Source organism: Ferribacterium limneticum (assembly GCF_020510585.1).
Taxonomy (GTDB): domain Bacteria; phylum Pseudomonadota; class Gammaproteobacteria; order Burkholderiales; family Rhodocyclaceae; genus Azonexus.
In genome coordinates this window covers 2,926,193-2,938,074 of sequence record NZ_CP075190.1, presented here as the reverse complement: position 1 = coordinate 2,938,074, position 11,882 = coordinate 2,926,193, and the positions used below count along the sequence as shown (strand labels likewise).

Here is an 11,882-nt window from a genome sequence, read left to right as displayed (position 1 = left end):
ATCACGGTTTGGCGGTGGCGACAGCTGCTTGCCGCCGCTGAGTGCCCGGCCAGCAGTCTTGCTGAACCTCTCCGGTCTTGATGAACTCCTCGCGCGCCTTGTCGTCGGTGGCCTTGTCGTAGAGCGTGAAGTTGAGGGCGAAAGCCTTATCGAGGTAGGCGCGGCCGAGGTAGAGGCCGGGGCGGATCATGCGGATTTCGTCGCGCACCTTCAGGCCGCGGCGGCCGGCGAGGTAGTCCGGGCTTTCCTGATAGCCGGGGATTTCGTCGGTGAAAAAGTAGTCGATGATGATCGATTCGCGCCGGGCATCGAGCAGGCTCTGGCCACAATAGAGCTTGGCCGGGAAGAGCAGCCAGGTTTCCTTGCCGGCGTAGGTCATCTTCTTTGGCTCGCCCTCAACCAGCCCGACTTTCTTGAGCACTGAAAGGTCATCGATGCGGTTGCGCAGCACGCGCTCGTCGCGGAAGAAAACCTTGCCGCGCCATAGCGCTTCGCCGACGTCCTCAATGACCAGCCCCTTGAGATGGAGCAGCGTGCCGGTAAAGCCGCCGACCAGTTCGCTCAGCCGGAATTTGCCGCTTTCGCCGCGCGGCAGCAGGATGCGGCCATCGAAAGCGCCGTCCGGGATGGGGCCGGCGGCGAGGCGGCCGTAGAGCTGATCGAGCTGTTCCTGATCGAGCTTGGCCAGGTAGTCGGGGGTTATTTTGGCCAGTTCGGCCGGCGGAATCGGGTATTTGTAATCGACCTGGGCGAGGTCCATCTTCGACTGATAGCTCTTGTCGTAGGGGGCGTAGCCGATGTTGGGCGGCTCCGGCTTGGTGCAGGCGCTCATGGTGGCAACGGCAGCCAGGGCGGCGAGGGTGAGCAGAGCGGTTTTTGTCGGTGTCATGATCATCTCCCCCTTGCTCACATCGTGGCCAGGAAGGCGGTCAGCGCCTTCTTGTCGGTTTCGGAAAGGTCCTCGCCGAAGCGATGGCCCTCGTTTTCGATTTCCTGCGTGCAGGTTTCGTAATTGGCACTGAGGAAATCGCGTTTCTCGCGCAGGATGTCGACGAAGCGGGCCGGGCTCTTGAGAATGTCATCGGCCATCGCCTGCAGGGTTGCCAGCTGATCCTTCTTGCCAGCAGCTTCCAGCTTGTCCGGGTGGCGCTTGGCGAGGAAGAGGTCGCCGATCAACTGCTTGTGCTGCAGGCCGTTGAGGAAGCCGGCACTGGTTCCGGCCGGAATCCTGACTTGGCCGAAGCCGCCCAGCGGTTTCTCGGTCGAGCCTTCGAGTGGGCGGATGCCGACGTCGATGATCAGATCGGCGTTGGTCAGCGTGCGCTTGCTGCCGCGCTCCTTGGGGTTGAGCAGTTCGCGCATCGAGCGCTTGTAAAGATCGAAGCGGCCTTCCACCGTCGGGTCGTAGCGCAGGCAGTCAGGCTGGGCGGCGAGCAGCTTGCCGTCGCGGTCGACGTAGCGGGCACGGTGGAAATCATTGTCCGCGTTGGCCGGCTTGCCGCAGATTTCGGGGCCGATGGCGTTGTTGTGCATGAAAGGCGCGGTCGCCCAGACATTGACCAGCGAAATATTGCGCATGTAGCCGCGGCCGCCGTCCTTGAGCTCGGGCCGCTCGGGAATATCGGCCACTACCTGCTGTTTGCGCAGCGTGTCGGAGGCATATTCCATGTAAAGGTGGCCGGCCTTGTGGTTGGAGTGCAGCGAGCGGCAGCGGAAGGTGCCGACTTCGGTGACCGGCGTCGATTGGTCGTTGCTCAGGAAATCGGCGCGCACCTTGCGCGGGTGGGCGTCGTTGGGGGCGGCGAAATCGCGGTTCTTGAAGGCGCCGCCGGTGCTTTCCGGGATGCTCGAATGGCAGCGCGCGCAGTTGTCGGCAAAGACCGTCTGGCCGCGGCCGACAGCGCCCTTGCCGAATTCCTTTTCGAGATCGGCCGTGAGGTCGGCCAGCGCATAGGCGCCGGTCTTGCTCTTGGCGCGGGCGGCCTGCAGATTGGTTTCGTCCGACTCGGCCGAGGCGAAGAAATCGAGCACGTTCTGCAAGCGATCCTCGACGGCCCGGAAGTTCGGGCAGTCGCGCCGGCACTGGCCGATGTTGAACGAGGTCTGGCCGAAACCGCGCTGCTCGGGATCGACCTGGCGCATGTCGGAGAAGTGATTGACCCAGCACTGCTCGGAGCACGAGCCGATATTGAAATAGACGCGCTGGATCGCCTCATGGGCGCCAATCGAATCCTCGCCACCCTTCAGGATGTGGTGCACGCCGGGCAGGGCGACCTTCTGGCCGCCGAGGAAGACCGTGGTCGTGTCGTCGTCGCGCGTGCTCTTCAGCCAGCACTTGCCGCTACGGCCCGGTTCGCACCAGCATTTATCCTCGTCCTTCTCGGCGCCGCAGGTGGTGGCCTTGCGCCATTTGTTGATCATCTCGCCCTTGAACACCGGGCGTTGGGCGACATTGATCAACGCGTTGATCGTGCCGGGATTGTTGATCTGGTCGTGCGAAATGGCCGAAGTGTCGGTGACGCCCGGCCGGGCGTGGGCGAACATCTGGTATTCGAGGGCGCTCTTCGGCATGCCGGAGCCGAGCAGTTCGGACATCCGGGTATATTGGTTGCCGATCAGGCCCTTGATGTTTTCCCATTTCGGATGCGCCGGGTCGGCCGGCGGATTGAGCGGGTCGAAGGCGATGTGGCAGGAGCCGCAGGTCGTGCCGATCAGGAAGGGCGGCTCGACTGAGGCATCGGCCAGCTTGGAGACGCGGCTGTCGGACTCGATGCCGGTGGCCGCCGCCTTGGTGGCATTGAAGCCGGCCCAGCTAGCGTTACCGCCATTGAGCGCCTGCCATTTGGCAGCGTCAAAGCGCGGATTGGGGAACTTGCGCAGGCCGAGCGCCCCGGTCGAGGTGCCGAACTTGAGATCGCAGGCCGAAGCGCGTTGATCGGCCTTGCCGCCCTGGCTGTGCGGGTCGTCGGGGTCGAGCGCGGCATCCTTGAGGCCGCAGGCCGGGTCGACATAGCCTGGCTTGCCAACATAATTGAGCAACACGTCGTCGCCCGGGCACCAGTCGAAGCCGTAGGTTTCATCGGCCGATTTGGCCGGGCAGTCCGGGTCGCCTGGCTTGCAGCAGGCCGGGTCGTTGATGATGCCCCAAGCCCAGAACCGGTCGTCGCGCTGGTCGGTGCGCAGGACGCGGAACCAGTCGACGAGCACGCCGATGCGCTGCTGGAAGGTGTAGGTATGGAAACGTTCGTTGCCGGCCGTCGCCTTGAACCAGATCAGCCGGCCGACGCACTCGGATTCGTTGAGGCCCTCACGGGCGCAGGCCTCCATGTAGGGCGCGTCCTGATCGACGGCAGAAACTTCGGGGATGGGTCTGACGGGCGGTGCCGCGGCGCTGGCTGGCGCGTTCTCGGCGAAGGCCTCGCCGATGCTGTGGTGCAGGTTCTGGAATATCCCGATGCCAGCGGCAAGGGTGACGAATGCCGCGATAGCGGCCAGCAGAGTACGTTTCATACGTTTTCTCCCCATCAACGCCTACGAGTCTCAGGCTGCCGTGATTCCACTCACTGACTTAATGACATGTGAGATGTCGGGAAGTTCAAACGGGATGCAGCTTGTTTGTACGGATTGCAAAATTGGCCAGTTTTGCGGAATTGCGTATGTTTGACCGCCAAATCGCATAGACGTCGAGCTACAAAGCGGCCTTTGGCGAATTCAGCAATTGAGGCAAAGGATATTTGCGGGCGAAGTAGGCATAGGCTTGCCGCATCTCTTTTTCGCGGGATAGCTGGAAATTCTGCTTGGCAGCTGCAATCTGGTCTAGAAACATGTGATGAAGGATGGTCAGTCCCGATTCGCTTGCCAGCAACTGGTGCGCAAGGGTGATGGCTTCGTCGACTGGAACCTCTAGCGCGTGGTGGACTGCATAGACCGTTTCCTTATCGAGATCGATGAAGTCTTTGACGTCAATGATTGAAATCATGGAAATTTCCTCAAAGGGCGGTGCATGACCTTGAGCGCGACCGCAACAGCGCGGTCAAGCCCTTGCTGTTGGGATGCAGAATGCAGAAGTTGCGGGTTGATGCTGCCGATGAATGCGGCATCCATCACTCATTGGCAAATAGATTTCCTAATTTATCAATTCTCTCCAGAGCCATGCCGGTCCCGCGTACGACACAGGTCAATGGATTATCGGCAACTATGACCGGCAAACCGGTTTCTTCCATTAGCAAGCGGTCCAGGTCGCGCAAGAGGGCTCCCCCACCGGTGAGCACGAAGCCGCGCTCGGCAATGTCGGCCCCGAGTTCCGGCGGTGTTCTCTCAAGGGCAACTTTGACTGCAGTCACAATTTGATTCACGGGTTCAGCGAGGGCCTCCAGAATTTCATTGCTTGAAATGGTGAAGCTGCGTGGCACCCCCTCGGACTTGTTAATTCCGGAGACCTCCATTTCCCGCACCTCGATTCCGGGAAATGCCGAACCGATGGTCTTTTTGATCTTTTCGGCCGTGTTTTCGCCGATCAGCATGCCGTAGTTGCGGCTGATGTAGTTGAGGATGGCTTCATCGAACTTGTCGCCACCAACCCGGACCGACCCGGCATAGACCATGCCTCCCAAGGCAATAACAGCTACGTCAGAGGTGCCTCCGCCGATGTCCACCACCATCGAACCGGTGGCCTCAGACACCGGCAGGCCAGCCCCAATCGCCGCCGCCAGGGGTTCCTCGATCAAATACACCTGGCTGGCACCGGCACCCAGCGCCGACTCCCGGATGGCGCGGCGCTCGACCTGTGTGGCCCCGCCCGGAACGCAAATGATGATTCGAGGACTCGGGGTGAACAGTGTCGACGCCTGCGCCTTCTTAATGAAATGCTTCAACATTTGCTCGGTCACCGTGAAATCGGCTATCACGCCGTCTTTCATCGGCCGGATGGCGGAGATATTGCCCGGCGTCCGGCCAAGCATCTGTTTGGCGGCGCTTCCCACCGCCAGTACGGATTTTTTGTTGCCATATCCGCCTCCGGTGCGTACCGCCACCACGGAGGGTTCATCCAGAACTATGCCTTTTCCGCGGACGTAGATCAGCGTGTTGGCAGTGCCGAGGTCGATTGCCAGATCGGTCGAAAAGTAACTGCGAAAGTAACCCATATAGCGGACACCCCTCTTGCGGATATTTCATGCTTGCCGGTGCCCGACTGCGCGTTTACGGCGGGCCCGATGGGGCAAAAGGCACGTGATACCTAGCCATTGTCCCCACGCAAATCTAATAGGTTTACGGCTGAGCAAATTTCGCTGAACCCGGGAATTGGACGCTTAAACTATGACATTCATTTTGCTGCATTGCAACAATGAGGATGTCGTGCTGTGTTTTTCGAGTCGCTACGACTGGGTGTGGCCGGGTCGAGGCAGCGTCGCTTGCAATTTGCTCACCGAATGCTGGACGCTGAGAGAGCCAGCGGATGCCTGACTATTGGATTTTCGGACCTGCCTCGATCCGATTCAGGCGATATTTTGTCAATTTTTCCGGTTGACCGTTGAACTTGGCTTCCTAGCTACTTCCCGGATGAATCATCCCGGCCGGCACGACCCAGCGGTCGTAGTCCTCGAGAGAGACATGGCCCAGCGCCAGCGCTGCCTGCCTGAGCGTCGTGCCCTCCTTGTTGGCCAGTTTGGCGATTTCGGCAGCCTTGTCGTAGCCGATGTGCGGGGTCAGGGCGGTGACCAGCATGAGCGAGCGTTCCATCAGTTCGGCGATGCGTTTGCGGTGGGCGGTGATGCCGCGCACGCAATGGTGCTCGAAGCCGAGCATGCCGTCGCTGAGCAGGCGGACGCTTTGCAGGAAGTTGTGGGCGATCACCGGTTTGAAGACGTTGAGTTCGAAATTGCCCGAGGCGCCGGCGATGCTGATGGTCGTGTCGTTGCCGATGACCTGGCAGCAGAGCATGGTGAGCGCTTCGCACTGGGTCGGGTTGACCTTGCCGGGCATGATCGAGCTGCCCGGCTCGTTTTCCGGAATGCCGATTTCGCCGAGGCCGGAGCGCGGGCCGGAGGCTAACCAGCGGACGTCGTTGGCGATTTTCATGAGCGCTACGGCCAGCGTTTTGAGGGCGCCGTGGGCGGCGACCAGACCGTCGTGGGCAGCCAGTGCGGCGAACTTGTTGGCGGCGGAGGTGAATGGAATGCCGGTCCGATCAGCCAGTTCGGCCGCGACGCGGGTGCCGAATTCGGGATGGGTGTTGAGCCCGGTGCCGACGGCCGTGCCGCCGACGGCGAGCGGGGTGAGCGATGCCAGGCTGGCGGCGATCAGCCTTTCGGCGTGCTGCAACTGGGCGACGTAGCCGGAGAATTCCTGGCCGAGCGAGAGCGGCGTCGCATCCTGCAAATGGGTGCGGCCGATCTTGATGATGTCGGCAAACTCGGCGGATTTCTCTTCCAGCGTGGCGGTCAGTTGGCGGATGGCCGGCAGCAGGTTGCGCTCGATTTGAATGGCGGCTGCGACGTGCATGGCGGTCGGAAAGATGTCGTTCGACGACTGGCCGAGATTGACTTCGTCATTGGGGTGAACGAGGCGGGCGTTGCCGCGTTGGCCGCCGAGCAGCTCCGAAGCGCGGTTGGCCAGCACCTCGTTCATGTTCATGTTGGTTTGTGTGCCGGAGCCGGTCTGCCAGACCGATAGCGGGAATTCGCCGGGGTGCTGGCCGCTGGTCACCTCGTTGGCAGCGACGATGATGGCCGCGGCAATGGGGGCCGGGAGCAGGCCGAACTCGCGGTTGACGTTGGCGCAGGTGGCCTTGACCATGGCCAGCGCGTGGATCAGTTCTTCCGGCATGCGTTCGGTAGAAATCGCGAAGTGCTCCAGCGAGCGCTGGGTTTGCGCTCCCCACAGGCGATCGCCGGCCACCTCGATGCTGCCGAAGGAGTCGTTTTCGAGGCGGGTGTGGGTGACAGGGGACATGGCCGATTCCTTGTTGGCCGCGCAGGGTTCTGGCCATGCGCTTGGGGCCTGCCTGTTTGAGTGGCTGGCGGCCGGGAAGTTCGGCGGCAATTGCTTGGCGTGAACGATCCCGGGGATACAATCAGGCATCAGCAACATGCAGCGCAGACTTCCGGAGCACAGTGTGAAATCTTTTGTCATCGCCTCTCGCAGTTGTTCTGGTGCAGGGGAAGCCGGAGCCTCGGCATGATAGGAAATGCCTGACATGAAGCGCCGAGCCTTGTACCTCGCCTCCGCCTTGCTGGTTTTTTGGGGCTTGGCGCTGGCCGCTTACGTCGCCGAAAAAATCAATCAGGAACGCTTCGCCTCGGGCGAACGCGCCGTGGTGCTGCGTGGCCTGACGGTGGTCCGCGATGCGCTCGAAAGCAACCTCAACAGCGATATTCAGCTGGTGAAAGGCATGGTCGGCGTCATTGCGCTCGAGCCCACGCTTAATCAGGACCGCTTCGAACTGGCTGCCCGCTCACTGTTTTCGGGGCCTACCCAGTTGCGCAATATTGGGGCCGCACCGGACATGGTCATTCGTTTGATGTACCCGCTGCAGGGCAACGAACGGGCGGTCGGACTCGATTACCGCACTGTGCCGGGACAGTTCGCGGCGGTCGAGCGAGCCCGTGTATCGCGCCAGATAGTCCTGGCCGGGCCCTTGAATCTGGTGCAGGGTGGCGTCGGTCTGCTGGCGCGTCTGCCGGTCTATTTGCCGGACAGCAAGGGTGAGGAATATTTCTGGGGCATCGTCAGCGCGGCGATTGACGCTGAAAAACTGTTTGCCAGCAGTGGTCTGCACAACGACGCGCTACCTGTTGAAATCGCCATTCGCGGCAAGGATGCCAAGGGCGTCGACGGCGCAGTGTTTTTCGGCCGTCCGGAATTGTTCGAGGCCAATCCGGTCCTGGCGACTATTCACGTCCCGCAGGGCTCCTGGCAGATTGCCGCGACGCCGCGTGGCGGCTGGTCGGCCGAGCCGGATAATCTGGTCTTGCTCCGTTTGGGATTTGCCCTGGTCGCCCTCATGGTGGCCGGCGCTTTTTTCATCCTGGCGCGAGCCTTGATGCTGGCGTCGCGGGCGACCGAGCGGGCTGAATCGTCACGCCGGCAGCTCTCGGCGACCCTCGAAAATACGCCCAACGTGGCAATACAGTGGTTCGACGCGCAGGGGCTGGTGATCTATTGGAACCGGGCGTCAGAAAAGCTTTATGGGTGGCCTCAAGAGGAGGCGACAGGCAAGCGCCTGGACCAACTGATTTTCAGCGGGGAGGAGGCGGCCCGCTGGCGCAGTGCGCTGACGGCATTGAATGCCAACGGCCCGTCATTGGGGCCGAGCGAATTTGTCACCCGGACGCGGGACGGTGAGGTGCGCTGGGTGGAATCGACCGCCTTCATGATCCCCGGCGACAACGATGCGTCGCGGATTCTGGTCTGCATGGATGTCGATATCACCAACCGCAAGTTGGCCGAGAAAAAGGTGGCCGATTTCAACCGCGATTTCGAAGCCTTCCTGAATCAGACGACTGATTTCATGTATTTCAAGGATGCGGAGAGCCGCTTCCGTTTCTGCAGCCAGACCATGGCCGACATTACCGGCCATGCCCACTGGCGCGACATGATCGGCAAGCATGACCGGGAAGTCTTTCCAGCAGACACGGCTCGACTTTACGAGGAAGAGGAGCGCCCGGTGTTCATGGAGGGGAAACCCCTGCTCGGCAAGATCGAGCCCTACTACGCGGTCGATGGTCAGCTCGGTTATGTGGAAACCAACAAATGGCCGCTCTTTGACGAAGAGCAACGGGTGGTCGGCCTGTTCGGCATCAGTCGCAATATTTCGGAACGCGTGCGCAATGAAGAAGAGCTCCGGCAATACCGGCAGCATCTTGAAGAACTGGTTGACCGGCGCACGGCCGAACTGGCGGTCGCCAAGGAAGCCGCCGAAGCGGCGAATGTGGCGAAAAGCGCTTTCCTGGCCAACATGTCGCACGAAATCCGGACGCCGCTCAACGCCATTACCGGCATGACGCACCTGATCCGGCGCAGCGGCCTGGAGCCCGAGCAGATGAAACGCCTTGACCGCCTGGAGCTGGCCGGCGAACACCTGCTCGACATCATCAACGCCATTCTCGACCTGTCCAAGATCGAAGCCGGGAAATTCACGCTCGAAGCAGCCCCGCTCCGGGTCGACAGCATCCTCGGCAATGTCGCCGCGATCCTGCGCGATCGTGTCCAGGCCAAACATCTGACCTTGAACACCGAGCCCGGGCCAGTCCTGCCGCCGCTGCTCGGCGATGTGACACGCCTGCAGCAGGCCTTGCTCAACTACGTCACCAATGCCATCAAGTTCACCGACGAAGGCATCATTACCCTGCGCGCCAGCCTGGTCGAGGAGGTTGCCGACAGCGTCCTGCTGCGTTTCGAGGTCGAGGATACCGGGATCGGCATTGCCGAGGACGATCTGCCCAGGCTCTTCGGTGCCTTCGAGCAGGCCGACAATTCGACCACCCGAAAATATGGCGGCACCGGACTTGGCCTGGACATTACGCGCAAGCTGGCCCACCTGATGGGCGGCGATGCCGGCGCCTTCAGTCTGCCCGGGCAAGGCAGCACCTTCTGGCTGACGGCCCGTCTGAAAAAGGGGCAAGCGGGCGATGCGCCGACTGATGGCGAATCATTGGCTGGCGCCGATGAAATATTGCGTCGCGACTATCCGAATCGCCGCATCCTGCTCGTCGATGACGAGCCGATCAACCAGCTGATTGCCCAGGCCATGCTCGATGATGTCGGGCTACTGGTCGATACCGCCGACGATGGCGTGGCTGCTCTGCACATGCTGGGCGGCAAGGCCTACGACCTGATCCTGATGGACATGCAGATGCCGCGCATGGACGGCCTGACGGCGACCCGGAAGATTCGCACCATGCCGCAGGGGGGCAGCGTGCCCATTCTGGCCATGACGGCCAACGCCTTCGCCGAGGACAAGGCGCGCTGTCTCGAGGTCGGCATGAACGACTTCATCGCCAAGCCGGTCGATCCGGAGCATCTGTACGCGATGCTGGTCAAATGGCTGAGGCGGGCGGCGGGGTAGCCGCCCGATTTCAATTTTGGCCGTTTTTCCCGGTTGACCGTGGAATGTTGAATTTACCTCAGGCGGTTGCGTGCGCCTTGTCGTATTCCTTGAGCAGGCGCTGGTGCAGGTCGCAGCCGGTGAGGTTGAGCCCGGGTGAAACCAGGCCGAAGAAACGCACGTCGCCGTCGAGCATGGCAATCGCCTGGTCGAGCGTGTCCTCGCCGTAGAGACTGAGCATGGCAGCTTCGTAGTTGGCCGGGTCTTCCATGTCGACGATGGTCTGCAGGCAGGCGTAGATGCGGCGGCGGCCGGCGTCGAGCTGTTCGAACTGGCGCACCCATTCGAGGCCTTCGCGCAGGGCGTCGGGGTCGCCGCCGGCCAGGGCGAGCATGGTCTTCAGTTCGCCGACGCGGAGGTCGGCCCACAGCGAGCCGGCGTCGGCGGCGAGGCCGATCAGGGCGGCGACCGGGCGTTCGTCGGCGATGTTCAGTTCGTTGAGGGTGTCGAGCAGTTCGCAGCATTCGTCGTCGTTGAGTTCGGCCAGACGCAGGATGTCGGCGCGGACGACATTGCCGTTGCTGTTGTTTTCCCATTCCAGATCGTCGATCGGGTAGATCTCCGACATGCCGGGGACCAGGATGCGGCAGGCGTAAACGCCGAGGTGGTCGAAGTCGGCGACGTAGATGTCGTGGCCGTCGGCGTGGATGCGTTCGCAGAGCCAGGCGTAGTCGTCGGCCGTCTTGCCGTTGTCGAGATCGTTGAAGTTCCAGTCGACGAATTCATAGTCGGCTTCTTCGCCGAGAAAATCCCAGCTGATGATGCCGCTCGAATCGACGAAGTGGATTTCGATGTTCGGCGCGCTGGCGATTTCGTCGAGGTCGAAGCCGGGCGGCGGGAAGCCGTCGAGCGCTTCGAGGGCACGGCCCTGGAGCAGTTCGGTCAGGGCCCGTTCAAGCGCTATCTCGAAGCGCGGATGGGCGCCGAAACTGGCGAAGACGCCCTGATCCTTGGGGTTGAGCATGGTCACGCACAGCACCGGGTAGAGGCCGCCGAGCGAGGCGTCCTTGACCAGAATGCCGAAGCCGGCGTCGCGCAGGCCCTTGATGCCGGCGGCGATGGTCGGGTAGCGGCCGACCACTTCGTCCGGTACGTCTGGCAGGCAGAGACCTTCGGCGATGACCTTGAACTTGACGTGGCGCTCGAGGATTTCCGACAGCGCCTGGGCGCGCGCCTCGGCCTGGGTGTTGCCGGCCGACATGCCGTTGCTGACGTAGAGGTTGCTGATGACATTGACCGGGAAGAACACCTCGGCGCCGTCACGCTGGCGGACGTAGGGAATGGCGCAGATGCCGCGGTCTTCGTTGCCGGAATTCATGTCCACGAGCACTTCAGCCGGGATGTTGCCTTCCGGGTTGTAGAAGGCCTGCAGTTCCGGCGTCAGCAATTCGGCTGGCCAGTCGGTGCCATCGGCGGTCAGCGGGAACCAGCGTTCGCGCGGGTAGTGCGTGAAGGCGCGGTTGGCGATGGCGTCGCCGAGGTAATAGTGGTTCCAGAAATAGTTGCAGGACAGCCGCTCGAAGTATTCGCCAAGGGCGCTGGCCTGGGCGGCCAGTTTGGTGGCGCCCTTGCCGTTGGTGAACATCAGGTGGCAGGCGCGGTTGCGCACATGCACTGACCAGACGTTGTCGACCGGGTTGAGCCAGGAGCATTCCTCGATGTCGAAACCGCGGGCTGCCAGCTTGGCCTGCATCGAGGAAATGGAGTGTTCGAGCGAGGCGTCTTTGCCCGGAATGAAGTGTTCTTGTTGCATCGGGCGTCCTGACTGAAAAGTAAG

At 61.9% G+C, this 11,882-nt stretch carries 7 protein-coding genes; 1 reads left to right on the top strand and 6 read right to left on the bottom strand.

Going from position 1 to position 11,882, the window contains the following annotated elements; all coding sequences use genetic code 11:
* Position 1: 1 nt before the first annotated feature.
* The 5 genes from KI613_RS14095 to fumC form a co-directional block, all read right to left on the bottom strand.
* Positions 2-889: a hypothetical protein gene (locus KI613_RS14095; protein WP_226400525.1), complete on the bottom strand. Its 888-nt coding sequence runs from the start codon at positions 887-889 to the stop codon at positions 2-4.
* Positions 890-906: 17 nt separating this feature from the next.
* A complete protein-coding gene (locus KI613_RS14090; RefSeq protein WP_226400523.1) occupies positions 907-3,510 on the bottom strand; it encodes a cytochrome c in 2,604 nt (867 codons plus the stop codon).
* Between the two features lie 178 nt (positions 3,511-3,688).
* On the bottom strand, positions 3,689-3,979 hold the full coding sequence (locus KI613_RS14085) for a hypothetical protein (protein ID WP_226400521.1): 291 nt from the start codon (positions 3,977-3,979) through the stop codon (positions 3,689-3,691).
* 124 nt (positions 3,980-4,103) lie between these two features.
* Positions 4,104-5,144, bottom strand: a complete 1,041-nt coding sequence (locus KI613_RS14080) for a rod shape-determining protein (protein ID WP_226400519.1) — start codon at positions 5,142-5,144, stop codon at positions 4,104-4,106.
* 400 nt (positions 5,145-5,544) lie between these two features.
* A complete protein-coding gene (gene fumC / locus KI613_RS14075; RefSeq protein WP_226400517.1) occupies positions 5,545-6,951 on the bottom strand; it encodes a class II fumarate hydratase in 1,407 nt (468 codons plus the stop codon).
* 244 nt (positions 6,952-7,195) lie between these two features.
* Here fumC and KI613_RS14070 point away from each other — a divergent pair, with 244 nt between their 5' ends.
* Positions 7,196-10,066 carry a response regulator gene (locus tag KI613_RS14070; protein WP_226400515.1) on the top strand — a complete coding sequence of 957 codons (2,871 nt, stop codon included), beginning with the start codon at positions 7,196-7,198 and terminating at the stop codon, positions 10,064-10,066.
* Positions 10,067-10,124: 58 nt separating this feature from the next.
* On the opposite strand, the gene ycaO is transcribed toward KI613_RS14070, so the two are convergent.
* A complete protein-coding gene (gene ycaO, locus KI613_RS14065) occupies positions 10,125-11,858 on the bottom strand; it encodes a 30S ribosomal protein S12 methylthiotransferase accessory factor YcaO (protein WP_226400513.1) in 1,734 nt (577 codons plus the stop codon).
* Between the last annotated feature and the right edge of the window lie 24 nt (positions 11,859-11,882).

Coding starts and splice junctions, on each gene's coding strand:
- KI613_RS14095 (WP_226400525.1), bottom strand. CDS start 889: ATGACACCGACAAAAACCGCTCTGCTCACCCTCGCCGCCCTGGCTGCC.
- KI613_RS14090 (WP_226400523.1), bottom strand. CDS start 3,510: ATGAAACGTACTCTGCTGGCCGCTATCGCGGCATTCGTCACCCTTGCC.
- KI613_RS14085 (WP_226400521.1), bottom strand. CDS start 3,979: ATGATTTCAATCATTGACGTCAAAGACTTCATCGATCTCGATAAGGAA.
- KI613_RS14080 (WP_226400519.1), bottom strand. CDS start 5,144: ATGGGTTACTTTCGCAGTTACTTTTCGACCGATCTGGCAATCGACCTC.
- fumC (WP_226400517.1), bottom strand. CDS start 6,951: ATGTCCCCTGTCACCCACACCCGCCTCGAAAACGACTCCTTCGGCAGC.
- KI613_RS14070 (WP_226400515.1), top strand. CDS start 7,196: ATGAAGCGCCGAGCCTTGTACCTCGCCTCCGCCTTGCTGGTTTTTTGG.
- ycaO (WP_226400513.1), bottom strand. CDS start 11,858: ATGCAACAAGAACACTTCATTCCGGGCAAAGACGCCTCGCTCGAACAC.